Annotated in this window: 22 protein-coding genes; 1 reads left to right on the top strand and 21 read right to left on the bottom strand. The window is 43.5% G+C overall.

The window, feature by feature from the left end:
* Window positions 1-22 precede the first annotated feature (22 nt).
* From IGI89_RS03920 to IGI89_RS04015, 20 genes are all read right to left on the bottom strand, one after another.
* Window positions 23-1,051, bottom strand: a complete 1,029-nt coding sequence (locus IGI89_RS03920) for a PTS system mannose/fructose/sorbose family transporter subunit IID (protein WP_008376454.1) — start codon at window positions 1,049-1,051, stop codon at window positions 23-25.
* Complete coding sequence (locus tag IGI89_RS03925) at window positions 1,041-1,847, bottom strand: PTS mannose/fructose/sorbose/N-acetylgalactosamine transporter subunit IIC (RefSeq protein WP_005232623.1); 807 nt, start codon at window positions 1,845-1,847, stop codon at window positions 1,041-1,043. The genes IGI89_RS03920 and IGI89_RS03925 overlap by 11 nt, the downstream gene beginning before the upstream one ends.
* A 26-nt stretch (window positions 1,848-1,873) precedes the next feature.
* Window positions 1,874-2,356: a PTS N-acetylgalactosamine transporter subunit IIB gene (gene agaV, locus IGI89_RS03930; RefSeq protein ID WP_005232625.1), complete on the bottom strand. Its 483-nt coding sequence runs from the start codon at window positions 2,354-2,356 to the stop codon at window positions 1,874-1,876.
* Between the two features lie 19 nt (window positions 2,357-2,375).
* Entirely contained in the window at window positions 2,376-2,651 is a 276-nt protein-coding gene (gene yajC, locus IGI89_RS03935) for a preprotein translocase subunit YajC (protein ID WP_008376459.1), read from the bottom strand.
* A 2-nt stretch (window positions 2,652-2,653) separates the two neighbouring features.
* Entirely contained in the window at window positions 2,654-3,085 is a 432-nt protein-coding gene (locus tag IGI89_RS03940) for a PTS sugar transporter subunit IIA (protein WP_086332885.1), read from the bottom strand.
* Window positions 3,086-3,541: 456 nt separating this feature from the next.
* A complete protein-coding gene (locus tag IGI89_RS03945) occupies window positions 3,542-4,294 on the bottom strand; it encodes a DeoR/GlpR family DNA-binding transcription regulator (RefSeq protein WP_005226765.1) in 753 nt (250 codons plus the stop codon).
* A gap of 159 nt (window positions 4,295-4,453) precedes the next feature.
* The gene (gene rpiB / locus IGI89_RS03950; RefSeq protein ID WP_016611535.1) at window positions 4,454-4,894 is read right to left on the bottom strand and encodes a ribose 5-phosphate isomerase B; all 441 of its coding nucleotides are present in this window, start codon (window positions 4,892-4,894) and stop codon (window positions 4,454-4,456) included.
* Window positions 4,891-5,553: a ribulose-phosphate 3-epimerase gene (locus tag IGI89_RS03955; RefSeq protein WP_077453031.1), complete on the bottom strand. Its 663-nt coding sequence runs from the start codon at window positions 5,551-5,553 to the stop codon at window positions 4,891-4,893. Before IGI89_RS03955 ends, rpiB begins: the two co-directional genes overlap by 4 nt.
* 27 nt (window positions 5,554-5,580) lie before the next feature.
* Window positions 5,581-6,045, bottom strand: coding sequence for a PTS sugar transporter subunit IIA (locus IGI89_RS03960; RefSeq protein WP_077453032.1), 465 nt, complete (start codon window positions 6,043-6,045; stop codon window positions 5,581-5,583).
* Window positions 6,046-6,059: 14 nt separating this feature from the next.
* Window positions 6,060-7,433: a PTS transporter subunit EIIC gene (locus tag IGI89_RS03965; RefSeq protein ID WP_077453034.1), complete on the bottom strand. Its 1,374-nt coding sequence runs from the start codon at window positions 7,431-7,433 to the stop codon at window positions 6,060-6,062.
* 14 nt (window positions 7,434-7,447) lie between these two features.
* Window positions 7,448-8,392: a sugar phosphate isomerase/epimerase family protein gene (locus IGI89_RS03970; RefSeq protein ID WP_077453036.1), complete on the bottom strand. Its 945-nt coding sequence runs from the start codon at window positions 8,390-8,392 to the stop codon at window positions 7,448-7,450.
* Between the two features lie 421 nt (window positions 8,393-8,813).
* Window positions 8,814-9,410 carry an alpha/beta hydrolase gene (locus IGI89_RS03975; RefSeq protein WP_005232636.1) on the bottom strand — a complete coding sequence of 199 codons (597 nt, stop codon included), beginning with the start codon at window positions 9,408-9,410 and terminating at the stop codon, window positions 8,814-8,816.
* Between the two features lie 13 nt (window positions 9,411-9,423).
* A complete protein-coding gene (locus IGI89_RS03980) occupies window positions 9,424-10,032 on the bottom strand; it encodes a flavin reductase family protein (protein WP_016611541.1) in 609 nt (202 codons plus the stop codon).
* A 17-nt stretch (window positions 10,033-10,049) separates the two neighbouring features.
* Window positions 10,050-10,943 carry a VOC family protein gene (locus IGI89_RS03985; protein WP_167822637.1) on the bottom strand — a complete coding sequence of 298 codons (894 nt, stop codon included), beginning with the start codon at window positions 10,941-10,943 and terminating at the stop codon, window positions 10,050-10,052.
* Between the two features lie 13 nt (window positions 10,944-10,956).
* Complete coding sequence (locus IGI89_RS03990) at window positions 10,957-11,919, bottom strand: ring-cleaving dioxygenase (RefSeq protein WP_430601306.1); 963 nt, start codon at window positions 11,917-11,919, stop codon at window positions 10,957-10,959.
* A gap of 10 nt (window positions 11,920-11,929) precedes the next feature.
* Entirely contained in the window at window positions 11,930-12,358 is a 429-nt protein-coding gene (locus tag IGI89_RS03995) for a MarR family winged helix-turn-helix transcriptional regulator (protein WP_438735348.1), read from the bottom strand.
* Window positions 12,359-12,656: 298 nt separating this feature from the next.
* A complete protein-coding gene (locus IGI89_RS04000; RefSeq protein ID WP_438735349.1) occupies window positions 12,657-13,721 on the bottom strand; it encodes a bifunctional transcriptional activator/DNA repair enzyme AdaA in 1,065 nt (354 codons plus the stop codon).
* Window positions 13,722-14,017: 296 nt separating this feature from the next.
* Window positions 14,018-14,536: a glycosyl-4,4'-diaponeurosporenoate acyltransferase gene (locus IGI89_RS04005; protein ID WP_218192983.1), complete on the bottom strand. Its 519-nt coding sequence runs from the start codon at window positions 14,534-14,536 to the stop codon at window positions 14,018-14,020.
* Window positions 14,537-14,542: 6 nt separating this feature from the next.
* Window positions 14,543-15,649 carry a glycosyltransferase gene (locus IGI89_RS04010; RefSeq protein ID WP_422705483.1) on the bottom strand — a complete coding sequence of 369 codons (1,107 nt, stop codon included), beginning with the start codon at window positions 15,647-15,649 and terminating at the stop codon, window positions 14,543-14,545.
* An 11-nt stretch (window positions 15,650-15,660) separates the two neighbouring features.
* The gene (locus tag IGI89_RS04015; protein WP_422705484.1) at window positions 15,661-17,148 is read right to left on the bottom strand and encodes a phytoene desaturase family protein; all 1,488 of its coding nucleotides are present in this window, start codon (window positions 17,146-17,148) and stop codon (window positions 15,661-15,663) included.
* Window positions 17,149-17,700: 552 nt separating this feature from the next.
* Here IGI89_RS04015 and IGI89_RS04020 point away from each other — a divergent pair.
* Window positions 17,701-18,078 carry a DUF7006 family protein gene (locus IGI89_RS04020; RefSeq protein ID WP_005232663.1) on the top strand — a complete coding sequence of 126 codons (378 nt, stop codon included), beginning with the start codon at window positions 17,701-17,703 and terminating at the stop codon, window positions 18,076-18,078.
* A gap of 232 nt (window positions 18,079-18,310) precedes the next feature.
* Here the strand turns inward: IGI89_RS04020 and IGI89_RS04025 are convergent, their stop codons facing one another.
* A complete protein-coding gene (locus tag IGI89_RS04025; RefSeq protein ID WP_233499075.1) occupies window positions 18,311-19,804 on the bottom strand; it encodes a helix-turn-helix domain-containing protein in 1,494 nt (497 codons plus the stop codon).
* Window positions 19,805-20,039 lie beyond the last annotated feature (235 nt).

The raw sequence follows: 20,039 nt of genomic DNA on the forward strand, positions 1-20,039 counted from the left end.
GCCGTTTCTTCTGCTAGCTTGCTTATTGCGGCCAAATGGATGGATACAGACCAAAGCCAGAACCGATCAAGCCGATCACTAGCAGCAAAGCGATACATTTCAACGGCGTCCAGCCGCGTTTTGATAAGAAGAAATACAGCATCAGTGTGATGGTCAATGGAATCACTTGCGGCAAGATCCCATCGAGGATTTTTTGAATATCGATCGTCACAGGCACTTCGTTGACTTTGTTAAACGTCAATTCATATTTGCCGTTAGCCAATTCGTTGACCGCCGCATTTTCTTGCAGTGTGTCGGTCAATTGTCCATTCTCATCCGTGGTATACAGCATGTCTTCGTAAGCGGCAATGGCTGCTTGATCATCCACGATCGTCGTCGCTTGTGTCACTTCATTGGTAGTACCGTTAGGGATCTGAATATCCAAAGACGTCGCCCCATACACGCAGGTCAAGGAACCGACAACAAAAATCCCTAAAATACTCGCTGCTCGGGTGAACTCTTTGGCATTTTCCGTTAAGATCCCAATCGCATCTGTCCCTAAACGATAGGACCAATGCATCAAGAAGAACCGTAAACCAAATTGGGCCGCATTGAATACCAGTAAGAAAATAAACGGTGCAGCGATGTTGCCGTTGATCGCCATATTGGCTGTGATACCAGCTGTTATCGGTACCAGAGTGAACCAGAATAACGCGTCACCGATCCCGCCTAGCGGTCCCATCGCGGCGACTCGCACTGCCCGAATCATGGGAATATCGGCTTTGTTTTGTTCCATCGATAGAATGATCCCCATCACAAAGTTCACGAGGAATGGATGAGTATTGAAAAACTCTAGGTTATGGCTCATTGAAGCAGCCAAGTCCTTTTCATTTTTGTGGATCTTTTTCAATCCCGGTAAAATACTGAATAACCAGCCTCCTGCTTGCATTCGCTCATAGTTGAAAGAGGCTTGTAGAAATAAGGAACGCCAGACCATATTGTTCAAGGTCTTTTTATCCAGTTGTTCTGCGGGCGCTTGTTCGCTATAAGAATCGGGAATATTATATGCCATCTTCATCGCCTCCGAAATCATAGGTATTGGCTGTTGCTACTTTAAATTTGGACTGGATTTGATAATCCCAAAAGGCTAATGCAAAACCGATAAAGGCTAGAATGATCAAGGCTGGTCCTTGCAAAGAAGGTGCCGCCATTACGATCGTGGCTAAACCAAACCCCATAAAGAAGAAGCCCCACATTTCTTTGGAAACCATCACTTTTAGTAAAATCGCAAAACCGACATACCGCATCATGCCCCCAGCTGCGCCGAGCCCACCCATCAACCATTGAGGGATCGCTGCGACCGCCTGATTCCCGAAGGCAGCACCGCCGATAAAGAATAAGACCACAATCAAGCCGAAGATCGTTCCAAGACCCACCATCGCTAAATAATTGATCCGGTCAATGCCCTTCGTATTGGCATCATGGGCGTAGCTGTCAGCTTTTGACATCACTGGCGACATTAGTGAGAAGATAATCGTCACCCCATATTGCCCCAGCAAAGAAAACGGAATCGCCGTAGCGACGGCCACTGTCGGTTCCAGCTGCAGCGTGATCGCTAAGATTGCTGCCATAATTCCGCCAATCACCGCATTTGGCGGTTGCGCGCCGCCCACCGGCATATTGCCGATCGTCATTAACTGATAGGTTCCGCCAACGATCAAGCCGGTTTGAAGATCTCCAAGAATAAGTCCGATAACCATCCCGGTAACAATGGGCTGGTACAATGATTCTAAAAAACTAAATTGATCGATTGCGGCAATGAATGTAACTATGAAGACTAAAATGATTTGAAAAATCGTGTAATCCATTTTCTTTCTCCTTCCTTATCTCTGCATCACTGAAATAATTTCTTTTCATCTTCAACAGGTGTCGTTGGAACCCGCTGAATCACTAATTGCACCCCCATTTCCTTCAGTTTTTTAAAAGCATCGACATCTGCTTCATCGACGGCAACTGTCGTAGCAACCTGTCTTTTCCCTTCTGACATATGCATATTCCCAATGTTGAGTTTCTTGATTGGCACCCCACCTTCAGCTAATTTCAACGCATCTTGAGGATTTTCAACCACCATGAAAATCTTTTGTTTTGGCGATGCTTTATGAATGATCTCGATGGTTTTTTGAATCGAGAAATACCTCGTTTGGACGCCAGCTGGCGCCGCCATATCCATCAACCCTTGTCTGACTTTGTCTTTGGCGACCTTATCATTTGCCACTAAAATTAGATTTGCCCCCAACGTACCGTTCCATTGGGTGGCAACTTGCCCATGAATCAACCGATTGTCGATTCGCGTCAACAAAATATTTGGTTCTCCCATAAATATGTCCTCCTTCTATTTACTGCATGATTTCTGCAACCGCACTGCGTTCTACTTCGATCACCGTTCCCGATTTCACCCTTAGATCGACCGTCTCTTTCCCAAGTGCTTGAATCTCCCCAATAATGCCGCCGTATAATTTGATTTTCTGCCCCTTTTTCAAGGACTGCTGCAATTCAGCGAAATAGCCTTTTTGCTTTTTCAGATGTTTCCCATTCAAGAAAGATGAGACCGCCAAAAAGAGAAAGAGAAAAACAAGCACCACGATTGAGGCTGCTAAGATCATTTCCCACATCGTTAAATCCCTTCTTCCTCATTGGTTTCCTCATGGCCTTTGATCTTTCCGTGAAAAATACCGCTCTTGCCAATCTCTGCCAGTTCTTGACAAAAACGCTCTGGATCAGTTGCCGTATATCTAGTCAACGAACCTTCCACTAGCAGCAGTAGATTGATGCCGCCGATGACCTCGACTTGCGGGACCTCATTGGCAGCGGTCATCGCAACATTAAAAGGGGTCCCGCCTACAAGGTCTGCACAAATCACGACCCCATCACAGGTTTCCTTTAATTGATCGATTGCTCCTTGCAACTCTTTTTCAAAGTCAGCTAACGGATTTTCCTCTAAAAACGACACTGCTAGAAACTGTTCTTGCGGCCCTGCAATCATCGCAAGCGCATTTTCCATCCCTTGCGCAAATCCTCCATGACCTGTTAAAACCAAACCAAGCATCTTATGTCCTCCCCTTACTCTCAACTGGTAGTAACCACATATCCAATATAAACGCTTTCATTTTGTCTGTCAACAATTTTTTTGTTTTTATATAAAAATGTCTTTGTTATCTTTAAATACGAAAAATGGCGCCAAAACAATGATTATCAATTAATAACCCAATTGATAAAGGTATTGAAATCCATCAAGGGAACGACCTTAATGTTATTTTTAACAAGTACGTTCACTGGTTTTTGAGTCTTGGTATCTAAAGAACCACAAGTCACTCACTATTCACCGATACAACAATCAACGTTGTTAAATAAAGGAACTATCAACAAATTTGCTTCCTTACTAAAAAACCAGCTAGGTATAATCCCTAACTGGTTTTGATCATCACCAAACTCATTTTCCATTATGCGTTTTATTAAATTGTATCTCCAACATTGCCAATACCACTCAGATGCCATCCTGTTTTTAGTTCGGATAGATGATTTGCGTCAGTTCTCCAATCTTATCGTTATAAGCATCAGAAATAATGACAACGTCTTCTGTACTAAAAGCTTTTACCGCGGCGACTTGTCCATATTTCGAACTGTCACACAATAAATAGGCGGTTTTGGCATTATTTAGAATTTCACGCTTTTTGTTCGCCTCTACCAAGTTGGGCGTGCTTACACCTTTTTCAGCATCAATACCATTAGCACCTAAAAAAGCCGTTTGAAAGTTAAACGTTTGTAAATTTGCATCCGTCAATGGACCATTCAAGGATGAAATAACGGGATTGTATCGGCCACCAAGAAGTAAAATCTCGGCAGGAGTTTCTTGTTGAATTGTAAAGACACTCGTATTGGTAGTAATAATCGTGATTTTTTTATTAATGATTTTATGCAGTAACGCTGTACAAGTCGAACCAGAATCTAGGTAGATCACATCACCATCGTGAACCAACTCAGCAGCCAAAGTAGCGATCGCTTCTTTCTCTTGGGAATACAAAGCAGCTTTAGCTGCAATCGGCATTTCGGAAGCCGTTGAACAAATCTTCACTGCGCCACCAGCCAACAATTCAACTCTTCCTGATTTTTCTAATTCTTTTAAATCCCGCCTCAATGTTGAGATAGAAACAGTAGGCAAAATGCTTTGCAATTGCTCTATTTTTAACAGTTCATCTTGAGCCAAAGCTTCTAAAATTTTTTCTTGTCTTTCATATGGAATCATAGCAACCTCCATTAATTGGTCAACTTCACTTTTTTTCAAATTATACCATACTTTTTCTCTCGGTATGAGCAAGGACTTTCATTGTTCGTCAATTTGATCTAGATTATGGGATAAATTTCTCGTTAACAAAAAAAGACGAGGATTCGCATTAGCGAATCCTCTAACCTTTGATCATTCTACTTCTAACTGACCAATCATTGCTACCCGTTTTTGGTGACGACCACCTTCAAACTCAGCAGCCAGCCATTCCTTAGTAATCATTTTCGCTAGTTCGACGCCCACGACGCGCGAACCAAACGCCAATACGTTGGTATTGTTATGCTCTTTTGAGAGCTTAGCACTATAGGGTTCGCTGCACACTACGGCTCGGATGCCCTTGATTTTGTTGGCAGCAATTGAGATACCCACGCCTGTGCCACAAATCAAGATTCCCAAATCACACTTTTGGGTTACCACCGCTTCTGCAACAGTCGCCGCATAATTGGGATAGTCAACGCGTTTATCACTTTCTGTCCCAAAATCCTGTACCGTGTGCCCTAACGACTCCAAATAGGTGATGATATCAGTTTTTAATTCAAACCCAACATGATCACAACCGATTGCTAGTTTCATGCTTGATCCTCCTCTTTATATATTGAGATCAGTTCTTGATACGATTCTTCTTTTCCAAAAAGAGCGGAGGTCCCTAAAACAAACCCATCAACACCTAAGGCGCTTAAGCGAGTCATTACGGCAGGCGAAATCGCTCCATCTGCCATTAATTGGTAGAAATAACGTTCCTTAACTGCAGCAAGCTGCTTTATTTTTCCTTCTACATGTGTCAAATACGCTTGACCTGAAAAACCGGGATCAACAGTCATTACCATCACGTAATCGATCAATGGCAGCAGTTCTTCAATCATTGCTACACTTGTTCCAGGATTGATAGCGATTCCGGCTTGTTTTCCCTTTTGCTTGATTTTGTTGATAGTTCTTGTAGGATGGCGATCTGCTTCCGGATGAAAATAAATGATATCTACACCTATATCCGCAAATTTCTCTACATACGCTCCCGGATCTTCAATCATCAAGTGGACATCAACTAAGGTTTCTGACCATTTGCAAATAGCTTCGATATCTTGAAGTCCCATACCAAAATTTGGAACAAATCGTCCGTCCATAACATCAAGATGAAAAATATCGATTTTCGCCGCTTTTAAAGCGGCAACCTCGTCCTTTAGCATTGAAAAATCAGCACACATCATAGATGGACACAAAATTTTTTTCTTCAAAACACTACCTCCTGTCAGCAACTGTTCTCACTCATTGATAACGCCAATCGTTTGTCCACAACGCCCTTGCTTCTCTGTAATCGTCAAGGTTCGCTGTGCGGAATTAGTGAAAACAACGATTACATCCGTTTCTTTGCCTTGTGATGCCAGAAACGGAAAATCAACGTTTGCCAGCACACTCTCGGCAGTAACTTTGTCACCTTCAGAAACTTTGGTATCGAATCCTGCGCCATTTAGTTCCACAGTATCGATCCCAATATGGACTAGAACTTCTAAGCCATTTTTGGTTTTTAACGAAATCGCATGTTTTGTAGGAAACACAGAGACCACCGTTCCTTCAATCGGTGCTGTAACAAGATCATCTGTTGGTACCACAGCAAACCCATCGCCTAATAGTTTGGTTGAAAACATCTCGTCCTTCACTTGGTCAATACTTTTCACCACGCCATTAGCTGGTGCATATATAACGTTTTTCTTCTTAAATAGACCCATATTTCCCCTGCTTTCTACGCCAACGTCTCGTCTCGATTGGTAAATACAAATGCTAAGACTGCTGAAACCACCATTGAAATCAGTAAGCCGATCATCGCTTGTATGAAATTCGAGGAAGTTGAGCCTACAAAGGCGGGAAAAGTGGTGACACTACCAAAGACAAAGGCATTCGTTACAACTTGCATCAATCCTAAATAGGCCCCACCCACAGCACCACCAATAATTTGCGCTAAGAAAAGTTTTTTATTTTTTACAAGTAAGCCGAACAAAGTAGCTTCGATAATCGCTGATAATGCGATCGTGACCAAGCCAGTTAAAGCAAAGCTTCGTAGTTTTTTATCTTTTGCTTTAAAGTAAACGCCAATCGTTGTACCTATCACAGCGAAGTTACATGCAAAAGTAAAAGGAACGATGTAATCAAAGCCATAGGTTGAAACGTTATTAATCATGATTGGATTGACTGCCCAGTGAATGCCCAAACTTACGAGAACACTCCAACCACCACCAACTAAGATTCCAGTTAGCACACTACTGCGCTCGATCAACCAATTCACCACATTAGCGACTGCTTCGCCACTATAGACCCCGATTGGTCCAATAACGATCACTGTCAATGGAACCATAATCGCTAGTGAGACTAAAGGAACGACCACCAATTTTAAAGTCTCCGGTATGTGTTTGTCTAAGAATTTGTAGAGATATGAAAAAGCCCAAATCGAAAGGATGATTGGTACGACAGTCGAATTGTAGTTCATCAAAACGACTGGAATCCCGAAGAACTCCGTCGTTGCACCGTTGCCTGCTCCTCCCATCAATGCAATAAAATCAGGATTGATTAACGCAGCCCCGATCAATGCCGAGATATACGGACTGGCACCAAACCGCCGCGCTGAAGTAAACGCTAACAATACGGGTAAGAAATAAAATACACTCATAGAAGCAACAAATAAAATCGAATAAGTGCCGCTGTCTTCACTGATCAACCCGAGCTGAACAAACAAAATCAGTAGTCCTCTTAAAATACCTGAGCCCGCCAAAACTGGGAGTAGTGGCGCAAAAATAGCAGATACGGCAGAAAAAACATTGCTGATAATACTGCCAGAAGCTTGTTCTTCTGTGGTAGGGCTACCAGAAATTTCGTCACCTTTAACTAACGGCTCAAACTCATCATAGAGCTTTCCAACTTCTGTCCCAATCAAAAGCTGGTACTGGCCCGCCTTATTAATGACATTGATCACTCCGTCGATATTCTCGACGGCTTGATCGTCCGCTTTTGCGGTGTCATGTAACGTTAGACGCAACCGGGTGGCACAATGTGTCATATTGCGAACATTTTCCGCTCCGCCTATTTTTTCTAAAATATTTTTTGCCATCACTTTGTAATCCATCTTCCCCACTCCTTTTATTTTGATTGATTTGTTGGTGACAAAAATTCAAGCAGCAACTGATTGGCTGCGACTGCATCGTTTTGATCGATCACAGCTTGAATCGCAGCCAAGCCTACGTTATCGATCATTTGATCCATTTGTTTGATCATTTTCATGTTTTGTTCGCACTCTTTTGAGGCATGCTCAATTACAGGGAACGTATCAAAATAAATCACACCGTCATAGTTATGCTTTTTGACATAATACAAGAATTCTAATGTTTTGAAGGGTGTTGCTGAACCGATCATCAATCCATCGTCGTTTAACCCATACCCATCATTCAGATGCACCCCGTATAATAACCCTTTTCCAGCGAACAGATCCGCAGCAAAAGCAGGGTTTTCGTGTTTCATTAGCATGTGGCAATAATCAAGGGTCACACCTACATTTTTACGGTTGATCTCATTAAGCATCATTCCAGTGACACCCATACTATCAATGAACGCATAGGCTCTTGGTTGAAATGGCTTATACTCGATACTGATTTTCAAATCTGGTGCGTAGTCAGCAATTTCAATAAAGGCAGCCCGAATCTGATTCCAAACCTTTTGGTAATTGATTTGAAAACTATAGTCAAAGCCATCAAACCCGAGCCAAATGGTTACGACTTCTCCACCTGCTGCACGACAATAATCAACAGCTTCTTTGCATAACGTTAAGGCATGCTGCGCAACCTGTGGGTCAGCATTGCCTAATTCACCGTTGATAAACTCTTCTCTGAATCGCAATGCAACACCATTCAATTTCAAATCAGCTTGTCCCAATCTCTCTTTCATTTCAGAGGCAGTCGTCCCACCGACGTGCTCCGGATAATTTAAATCTACGTAATCAAGCCCCAATTCTTTGAATGCGCCAAATACATTGTCTAAATCATTTTCGTAAATTGATAAAAATGAATTGATTCTCGTTGCTAATTTCATCTTCATTCTCCTTAGCCATTTATTATAGACTCAGAATAGCACAAAATTTTTCCATTAACAACCACTTTATTTCATATTATTTCAAATTAATTCATAAAGAAGCATTGTCTCTATTAAAAGAAATACTTCAAAAAATTGATTTATAAGCATTTATTTTGTTAAAACTCCATTTTGGAATCATTTGAAATAAATTGATTTTTTATGGATAATTTTAAAAAAGTTGTCTTGATTCACTGATTATGCTGATTTGACTCTATTCGTTTCAGAAAAAGGATCATTTGGTAAATTCCTAGTGGGCTGTTATTGAACTAGGCGTCCCTAGTAATGTATCCCCTCTCACTCTTTCGAATTGTTTTCACGTGAAACAAAAAAACCTAACCAACCAGCAGGATCGCTGTTTGATTAGGAAATGGGCACTGCTTTATTGTTTGGTCAACCACGTGCGCGAGTGTTCAACTTCTTCATACGTTAACTGATGACTTGGGGTCCAAACGGTTGAAAGGACTGCGCCCCGCGAGGTAAAGATCTCTTGGACGTAAGCACTGTCAGCTAGGGAAACGATCGGGTCGTTTCTGCCAAAACTCAGAAACACATGAGTGTCAGGCAAGGAATTCGTCGGTACATTCTCGACTGGATACATGGCGTGGTAGAGGATCGCTTTTTTGAAGTGGTCACTATCATTTAGTAATAAGCGAATGGCAATGTTGGCGCCATTGGAATAACCCACCAGTACCACTTGCGCTAACGAAAAGTTGTATTCTTTGGCGGCTTGCCGAATAAAATCGGCTAATTCGTCGCCGCGAAGTGCTAAGTCGGCTTCATCATAAACCCCTTCAGCTAGGCGTTTGAAGTAACGGGGCATGCCGTTTTCTAAGACATTGCCGCGAATACCTAATAGTGAAGCTTGGGGATCAAGGGCTTTGCCTACTTCTAGCAGCGACTGTTCGTCGCCACCGGTGCCGTGGAGCAGCACCAAAACTGGTGCGTCAGCTGCTCCTTGTTGATAGATTGCTTTCATCGAAGTTCCTCCTTTAACTTGGTCGTTTGATATCGAAAATCTCCCCAATCGTTGCGTAAGAATTTCCCGCTAGCCGGCTGACTGCTTGTAAGGCACGGGGATCGATCTTGCCATCTTGATAGACATCCTCTGCAATCTGGTAGCCGACGACTTCCAACAATAAGAGATCGGCAGTGGTCTGCTGGTCTTTTTTGATGGGTACGTGTTGATGCAGAATCGTTTCTAAGCGTACATTGGCTTCTTTCAAGCCAGGAACGACAATTGTTTTCGATGTCGTTGTGGTAAATCCAGAAACCGTCAACTCGCTTTGGTCTGCGGGCAATAATGCCGCGGTTTTATTGGCCTCTTGGACATTTGTTTGATCCAAAATATGCACGACGGCTTCTTTTGTCGCCAACAGATTGCGGGCGGTGTCTTTCAGTTCCCCCTCTTTACGCTGGATAGCCAACGAGAGGATCACGGGTTCTGAGCTGACGATGTTAAAAAAACTGAATGGGGCGATGTTGACGATACCATCGGCTGATTGCGTACTGACCACTGCCACTGGCCGTGGAATGATGGAGCCGATCAGTAGTTTATAATTTTCTCGTTGGGTCAAATTCTTGGGATCTAAATAGTGCATACAGCGTCTCCTTTTTTCTAAACCGATAAGTCTGGCAAGCGATCCTCGATCTCTGCACGACGGCTTTCAAATTGGGCTGGCAGCATCAACTGCTGTCCTAACGTTTCTAATGGTTCATCAACTAAAAAGCCTGGGGTTTCTGTTGCGATCTCAAAGACGATGTTGCCCCGCTCTTGGAAATAGACGGCTTTGAAATAATTGCGGTCTTTGATTTCAGTGACTCCGTATCTTTGATCGTACAAGTACTCTTGCCACTCTTTTTGCACTGCTTCCGTTGGCACAGACCACGCGATGTGATGGACGGTGCCGACACCCCAGCGCCCTGCTGGCAGTGCTTCATGGGGCACGACGATCTCATGAGCGAGGGTGCCTGCGGTATGAAGATGGGTGCTTTTCTCTGTTTTGTTAAAAATGTTTAGTCCTAGATCATCTGCCAACGTTTGAATGGTCGCTTCTGGTTGTGCCGAAAGCAAGACGGCCCCATGAAAGCCTACAATCGCTGGTGTTTCCGCCGATTCTTCGGCTTCGACTAACGCCAAAGACAGGTCATGCTGATCATGAAGTTCTAAAGTTGGCCGATCAAACAATGTACTTTCTTGGACAGTTACTTGATGTTTCGCCAAATGTTCTTGCCAATAGGCACTGCTGCCTTTAGGAATACGAAACGCGATCGTGCCGACTTGTCCGCTTCCTACTCGTCCAGGATGGGCATTTGCCCATGGAAAGAAGGTGATGATGGTCCCATTTTCTAATGCTTGATTGCTGTAATAAAGATGATACGTGTACGGATCATCAAAATTGACGGTTTGTTTGACGAGGCGCAACCCCAACACGTCGCGGTAAAAGGCAACGTTCGTTTGCGGATCGCCTACGATGGCTGAAATATGGTGGATCTGTTGAATGGGTTGCATACTGTGTGCCTCCTTAGGCGCGTTTTGTATTGAAGGGTTTGATGACTCCTTCGATGTATTCACGGCGATTTTCTAAAAATGGTGCCAATGATAAGGACTCACCCAATGTTTCGTATGGCTCATCCCCCATGAACCCTGGTTCATCTGTTGCTAGTTCAAAAAGAATATGGCCGATGCGCACATACAAGGATTCAAAATAGTAGCGATCCACATAGCCGGAGTTGGCCAATCCCAAGTTATCAAAGATTTCTTGCCAAACTGCTAATGAGTCGTGGTGAGCTAAGCGAAAAGCGACATGATGTACTTCGCCATCGCCTTGTTGCGCTTGCGGGCTCGTGGTATCTTCCACTAAAACGACTTGAGCGCCATTGCCGCCTTCACCAACTTCTAGCAAATAGCGATTATCTACTTGATCAATGGTTTTGAAATCAAAAACGGATTCCAGCAGCCCTTTGAAATCTGCCAAGTAAGAAACAGACATTTCGACAGGACCTAAGCCATAAATCGCAAATTTAGTAGGAACCGGTCCTTTTTTCCAAGGAGTACCAGCTTTCACGCCAGTATTGTGTTCGTCAGAGATCAATTGATAAGCTTGCGTATCAAAATCCCAAAAACGCATCACTTTTTTCCCAAATTCGGTGGTGATTGCTTCGTGTTTTACCTCAAATTCATCAAAGCGTGCGGCATAATAATCAAGGGCAGCATCACTGGGTACTCGGAAACTGGTGCGGGTGATCGAGTTGGTTCCTTTGCTGCCGCGAGCGGTATTGGGAAAATCAAAGAACGTCATGGTCGTTCCCGGTGACCCTAAATCATCCGCAAAGTAGGTATGGTACGTATAAATGTCATCTTGATTGACGGTTTTTTTCACTAAACGCATCCCTAACACATCTGTAAAGAAATGGTAATTCCGTTCCACATCACTTGTCATGGCCGTCACATGGTGTACCCCTAATAATTGATCTTGTTTTCTCATTTTCTTTTCCTCATTTCTGATTGTAAGTTATTTTTCGTAAAATTGTTTTTAATTGTTGCAATTCTTCACTGCTGAGTTCGGAAAAACTCGCCGCAATCTTTTGTGCATGACTGGGAAAAATTTTCTCCATCAATGCCCTGCCTGCTTCCGTAATCCTGACGTAAGTTACCCGTTGATCTTCTTGGCTAGGTTCCCGGCGCACGCAGCCTTTTTTGACTAATTGATCGACTACATAGGTTGTCGAGCTGCTGGCGATCAAAATTTTTTCCTTGATGGCTTGCGTCGTATGGGTGCCTTTATGGTAAAGCAATTCCAGTACAGAAAACTCTGTGATATTTAAGCCATAACAACGAACATCTTTTTTTGCCACTTGTTCCAAACGACTCGCCGTACGCAGCAAACCGATGTACGCTTTGAGCGCTTCTTCTTGATGCGCCATTTTCCTCACCTCTTTATTTCGAATTCGAGATAATCATAACTTACTTTTTGTAAGTTGTAAAAAGATGTGCTTTGGTTGTTTAAGAAAATCATTCAATGCTTATTTTTATAGAGGTTAAGAACGGTTAGACACTAACGAAGGTCCCACCTTTTCTCTACGTCCCCTTCAAATCTAATAAAAAAACGGAACTCATGAAAGGTTCCATGAGTTCCGCTAAATATATATTTTACTGAAGAGGATTCGATCCATTCCATGTACCGATGAATGAAGCGCTGATTCCGACGCATACTTGTCCTTTTTAGATCATTGTGGTCGGCTGCACCTGCTTTTCCAAAGCCAGTAACCACTTTTTGCGTTCGACACCGCCGCCATAGCCGCCGATGCTGCCATCGCTATTGATGACGCGGTGGCATGGAACGATCAACGCCAATTGATTTTTTCCGTTGGCATTGGCAACAGCTCGGGTAGCTTTTTCATTGCCGATTCGCTGTGCCAATTGTTTGTAAGAGTATGTTTCTCCGATCTTCATCGCCAACAGCTGCTGCCAGACGGCTTTCTGAAAATCGGAGCCGATCAATGCAATTGGAATCGTGAAAACAGTTCGATTTCCTTCAAAATATTCCGTCAGTTCTTGCTTAAGCTGCTGGATGATTGCTGTTTGCTGGGGAATAATCACTGCATTCAAACGGCTTCTCAAAACAGCGATCTCCGTTTCTAGCCCTCTGCGATCCACGAATTCTAACAAGTAAAGCTGCTGCTGGTCGCTGATCGCCAACATCGATCCCAGCTTGGTCTCAAGCCAAGCAGAAGAAAGAATCGTTTTTTCGCGGCTGTTGGAAGGCAATTCCCCCATAATCCGGGAAAACGCATCTCGAAAGCCGTTGCCAGAATCGAAGCCGGCTTCTAATTGTGCTTGGATCAGCGGTTCTCCTTCACGAATCTGCTTAAACGCTAACCCTAAACGGCGTGAACGGGAATATTCGATAAAGGTCATGCCAAAATATTTTTTAAATTGTCGACGCGCAGTATTGGGATGGATCGCTAGCGCTTCAAAATCTTTGTCGGTCCACTTTTTCTCCGGGTTGCTCTCCACCGCTTCCACAAGGCTTTTCACGTCAGGGGATAAGTGGCTAGGTGAGCTGAGCGGGCGACATCGTTTGCAGGGACGATACGCCGCCAGCAACGCTTCTTGTGCCGTCTGAAAAAACTCGCAGTTTTTCTTGAGCGGTTTTTTCGCTGGACAGGTAGGACGGCAAAAGACGCCGGTGGTTTTTACTCCAACGTAAAAAATCCCTTCATATTGGGAATTTTTTTCAATCAGCATGTCGTAATAGTGGTCCCGTTGACGGCTATCTTCAATCATCTTGCGCATCCCTCCTTCTTTTCTATACTTACAAAAATACTTTGTGCTTGTCCAAACACACGACCAACCAATGCAGCAGCCTGCAAAGGCAGGTCGAAAATTTGCCCACATCCTTCTGATGACATACGATCACCCTTTCCTCTGAATGACCTTAGTGTACAAAGAATGGTCTTGACGCATCCCATAAAAATTAACACCAATTTTTTAAAAAGGATCGAAGGCAGTTATCCTCCGATCCTTTTGATTTCCCGTTTGCCTATTTTTCGGCGAATCTTAAAAGCAACGCCTACATGAACCTAGACCGTCGCCTTCTGCTTGACTTGCAGGGCACTTTTTTTCAGCAAGACTCGCTCCAAACGGGGGCGATTATAGCGTTGGATCATGATGAATGGGCAGTTTGCCAATAACGCATAGGCGATCATCACCCAGCCCGCCCACGTAGGATTCCAGAGGAAAAAGAACGGTGCTGGAACAATCAGCAGCCAATGGGTCAGCTCTGCTCGGCGTGTTTCGATGACGAATTTTTCCAGATAGTCCTTTTGTTGCTGAGCCAAGCGAGATTTGTCAAAGCCTTTTTTGGCAATCACAGTGCCGTCGGGCAATTTGTCTTTCCACTGACGAATACGAAATACCTCCGCCCAGATTCTGCCGCCTTTTTCAAAGGCAAAAGAACGGAACCAGTTGGCATGACGTTCAAAAAAAGCATCACTGACTTTGCGCAAGCCAAACGAGATGCCTAGATGAAACAGCAGCCAAGCCAAGCTGTCTGTAATGAGCAAGAGCAGTGGAGATAAGGTGATCAGCGGCATGTGCATCGCCTCCTATAAATTGATTTTTCGTCCTTTCCAGGTCACGGATTTCAACAAATGGGTTTGGATCCATGACCAACCAAATAAGCCTAGGAAAAAAAGAAAGTAACATGGGAAAAAAAGCAGCAAGACTCGGTTGAAGTTGCCGACACGGCGAGCAAAGCACAGAGTTTGTCCAAAATAAGCAGCATAAAAAAGCAGTCCTAGCCAAAGCGGTTCCATCAGAAACGGTGCCGCCAGTACCCCAATGCCGCCGCTGATCCACAAGATGACACCCGCCATGATCAAAGGGTGAGTGAATTGCGAAGCAGTGGCAAAGTCCTTCGTCCAGCCTTGAACAAGTTGACGAACACCAGCTGGATACATCCGAAAGGCCAACAGGTCTTTTCCACCATACAAGGTGATCGGCAAGCGTTTTTTCTTAAAGCGTCTCGCTAATGCTAGATCATCTAAGATTCCTTGTGGCATGTCCTGATGCCCATTGGCTTGAAGGTACGCTGTTTTGCTGCACAAGATACACGGACCAAAGGCGCCGCCGGCTGAGAGTTTTTCGCCTACGATAGAGAAACGGTTCAACCCGACAGGTAAGATGACATTAAAGACGGCAGATAGTTGTTCATACAGGCGCTTCGTTTGATGATAGGGCTGCACCGAGAGCAGGCCTTGTCCCGATCGCTCCTCATACGCAGCGAAAAGGCGCTCTAAGCCATCTTCTGCTAGAAAGAAGGTATCGGCATCCAAAAATAATAGATACTTGCCCGCCGTTTGTGAGGCGCCTAACCAGCAAGCCGCCGCTTTCCCAGCAGAATCAGCAGCGGTTTGCAAGACCGTCGCACCGAAGCGCTTGGCACAGGCGATCGTCTCGTCTTCCGATCCGTCATCAACCACCAAAATCTCCACAGGATAAAGGGTTTGCTGCTGCAAGGATGCCAACAATTGCGGCAAATTTTCTGCTTCATTGCGGGCGGGGATGATGATCGACAATTCTGCCCTCTCCTTCAAGTCTTTGGATGCGGCTGTCTCCTTGCGGGTGGGTATCGTCGGCAGGCGGAAAAAAATCAGCCAGCCTGCCAGCCAAGCAGCGCAAATACCAGCGAGCAGCAGGTACACAGTCATCATCCTTTCTTGTCTTAGTGTTCTCTTTTGGTGATCATCTCACTGACTTGCTGGCCACTAAGGGTCACCATCGGCATGCCGGCACCGGGATTGACCGTACCGCCAACGAAGTATAGATTGTCGTAGCGTTCGCTGTGTTTCGGGTGTTTAAAGCCATGATTTTTCTTGCGATTAGAGACCGTGCCGTAGATGGCGCCGCGATGTGACAAATAATTCTTTTGGATGTCTTCGGGTGTCCAACGGTCTTCATACACGATGTGCTTGCGTAGATCCGTTAAGCCCATGTTTTCCAGCTTGATCAAGATCCGTTCACGAAAGGCATCGTATTCCGCTTCCGTAAAGGGTTTATCCTGCAAATAAGGGATATGAGGCAAGATTTTGATGTTCTCATGCCCTGCCACTGTTTGCGACGGATCGGTTTTGTTGGCATTGACCAAATAGATCGTTGGGTCTTCCGGCAGCTGATGCTGATGGAAATTTTGATCAAAGTTTTCTTTTGAGGCATTGGAAAAGAAAAAGTTGTGGTGCGCCAGTTGCGGATAGGAGGTTTTGACCCCTAAGTGCAAGACAAAGCCAGAACTTGCTGGTTCAAATTTTTCTTCCAGTTTTCGAGTAAAGGTCGGCGCTTCTTCTAACAGCTCTTCATAAGCCGGGATCACTTCCATGTTGGAAACAAAATAGTCGGCTTCGATCAACGTACCATCATCCAAACGAGCGGCACGGATTTGTTCTTGTTCAACGATCAATTTTTCCACTTTATGTCCCGTATGGAAGGTCACACCGATCTCTTTTGCTAAGCGAACGATGCCTTCGGCTAACCGATGCATCCCGCCTGGCACGTACCAGACACCTTGGGCATGCTGCATGTAGATCATCATGTTCAAGACGGCTGGGGCGTCATAAGGAGACGAGCCGACATACTTGATAAAATAGCTCAGCATGTCTTGCAGCTGCGGATTGCTGACACGTTTTTGAATGGCATCATGCATGGAAGAGAAATAATCAAAGCCTTTCAGCGCTTTGATCACGCCGTGATACTTCAAGATTTCTTTCGTGGTATCTAAGCCTTTCTCGAAATAGCCTTTTTCCGTGATATCATAAATCTTTTGCGCATAGTCCAAAAAGTTTTGGTACTCTGCCATGTCTTTTTCCGACAAGTGGGGGTTTTCCTTTGCCATGCGGGCAAGATCGCCATAGAGATCGATCTTGGTGCCGTCGGGGAAAAAGGAGCGCCATTCCAATGGCAATCGGCGAATCGCAACATAATCCGCCATATCGCGATTGCTGCCAGTAAATAATTTTTCAAAAATCTGCGGCATCGTCAAAATCGAAGGACCTAAGTCAAAGCCGAAGCCGTTTGTTTCCAGTCGGTTCAATTTGCCACCTAAATGGTGATTTTTTTCATATAATGATACATCAAAGCCATTTTGGGCTAATGAGACCGCCGCTGATAGACCACCAAGTCCGCCGCCGATCACTACAACTGTTTTTTTCTCATTCATTGAATTGCTCCTCGTTTGCTTTAATAAACGTCCCTATTTAGCCAATTCTTTTCACCGAAACAGACGGTTGCGTCTCACTGCAACTGCGTGTCTTCGCACTATTTTGGCATTGGCAACTTGAATCAAAGGATCGTTTTTCTAGATAATTCTATAGTATCACACCTTTGAAAAAATGACGGGGATGAGCCTACCGGTCAACTGATGCTGTTTTTTCTCAACCATGATTTCAGCGAATGAAAAAACAACCTGCTGGAAAAGAAAGGAAACCCAGTCATTTCGTCCATTCCGAAAATATTCTTTTTATAACAACAATTATCAGAATAGTTGAACATTTTTGACGTTAATACCAGCGAAAACAAATCTTCGTATGGTTACGAAAAAACGCGTTTGAGCCAATTTGGAATATCCTGTACATTGAATGTAGCGAAAGTCCTTCCCCCAATCATTAAAAAAAACAAAAGGGCCTTCTCAGTAAGACATTGCTTAACAGTGACTCTTTTTGATAATGACACGTATTGTCACCTTTTCCTAACACTTATAAGGAGTATTGATATGAACTTAAAAACGATCCAATCAGCCGAAGAATATGTAAACTTTTTTGACGTAGAATTTATCCACTCTCCCTGTTCTTATACACACCCAAAAATCTTTAATTTTTATCTCTCTTTGCGCCAACGATTCTTGGCGATCTATGAACAAGACGAGGGTACTTTTTTCGAAAAAATGTCGTTGCTCTTAGATATCGACGCACAGCTGCAAATACTAAAAGAACTTTATGTTTTAAAAATTTCTTCTCTAAACGAGTATACGGAAGAAGAGATCATTCAGCTGACGGTCAAAGACAAAACCTGTTTCTATCGGGAATTGACCGGTCTTCAGCTAAACCAAAAGGCGCCTTGGAGTTTGATTTACTTAAGTGAAGCCCAATGATTTCGCCCACATTGATCGATTGAATTGAAAACCGCTGGTTCCAAAGGCTTGCATCCGTACCTGATGCATTCCCCACTTCCCCTTCCCACACTCCTGCACAGCTGCGGAGAGTCAAGCCATTAAAAAAGAAAGCATCTTTCCTTCTCACTGTCTAAGCAGTGAAGGAAAAATGCTTTCTTTTCATGTAAAAGGCCCTTTCTAGCAACTCTTTAGGTCAAAACAGAATGGGAAACTAGAAGAGGTCTTTTAGGGCAAATTGGCGGGTGACGTTAGGATTGATCCGTTCAAGCAGCCGATTCCAGTCAGAAGAAGAAGGGATCGTTTTGAAGACGATACATTCAACGATATCTCGAAATTCGGTCGCATGCTCGGCATAGTTCGTCACTAGCAGATCAATGGTATTTTGTTCTAAATATTGAGCATTGACTTCCCCTGAGTCAGGATAAAAGACTTGATGGGATCGGCTAAAATAGCGGTTGGACCAGCCCTCAATGTACTGAACGATATTGTTATTTCCTTCGAAGATAAAGGCGATATTTTTTCGGGGAAACCAATGACGTTCTCGAACAGATTCGATAAAAATCACTAAGTTTGCACAAAAATCCGTCAGATACTCCACAGAATAAAGGGTGTGGTACTCGCAACTACTTTCTAAAAACTCTCGGTAAGCAGCAAACTCCTTAGAAAAAGTTTTCTTAATAAACGCATTCACATCATAAATATTACGATTGGCCGAAGTGGATAAGCACTCCTTCAATTTGGCAGAAGTAAAAAAGGATTCGATCAGAATCTGATCTTCCTTAGGCTTTTTCGACGATACATTCAACATCTGATAAAACTCGTTGGTCAACGTGCGAATCTCGGTCCAATGATTATAAGAAAGACAAAACTTTTGTTCGACGATCACATTTTGCAGTTTTTTCTTTGTGATAATACTAACAAACAAAAAGATAAGTTCATCGTTCGTCAATCGACATTGAAAGTACTTTTCAATAATGCCATTGATTCGCTGAAAGTGCATCAGCTGAATACTGTGTCGCAAGGCGTGGTACAATTCGTCGTTGATTTGCACAGTTTTGCCTTGCATAAATCGCTCAAGCGAAATATAGAGTAGATACGTATATTGTGAAAACGAAACGGTGTGATAACTATTTTTGTTAAACATCCTGCCGATTTCCGTTACTGCCTGTTGGACCGCAGCTGGCGGAAAGACAGTATGGGGTGTGCTATCCGTTTCATAGAAAAAGGTACAGAAGAAATTGCGGATATCTGCTTCTTGTCCAACGATATTCAGGGGATCTAGTGCTAGTTGGAGATCAAAACGTGCCAGTTGTTCATGAATGCGCTGCAAGTATTTTGATAAGGTACTCTTGGATAAAAACAAGCAGTCCGCCCACTCATCGATCGTCTTTAACTCTCCAATAAAAATATTTTCCAATAAAATAAAGAGCGGTTCATTCGCTAAAAGCGAGGCTTTTTTCTTTTCATACTGTGAATAATCAAATAGTTCAAACGAATAGCCTTGATTGGTGGAAGTGATCAGGATCAACCCACAGAAATAATCATTAATCTGACTGATGTCTTTGCCAATCGTCCTTGTGGTACTACTTGTTACTTCAGCCAAATGGCTGGCACTGCAAATTTCATTTTTTTCAAATTCACTTAGAATCTGCAGCCATCGGACGGTCGATTTGCTTGTGACAAAACTCAATTGAAAATTTTTCAAACATAAGCTCCTTACTAAGAATTTCTTTTTTGCGGCTAATTTACGCATGAAAGGCGCCTAAGCAGTCTCATTATATCGGTTTTCATCCTACATAAAAAATCGGTTTTTTCATAGACTGATGAAAAAAAGCGTTGTGTCCAGACTACTGTCTTATAACAATTATTTTATCGGCTATTAAAAATAGTGCAAGGATTTCGCTTTTACTTTCATCAGATTCTGCTTAAGGAATAAGAAA

It is taken from the genome of Enterococcus sp. AZ141 (assembly GCF_051714385.1).
Classification (GTDB): Bacteria; Bacillota; Bacilli; order Lactobacillales; family Enterococcaceae; genus Enterococcus_D; species Enterococcus_D entomosocium.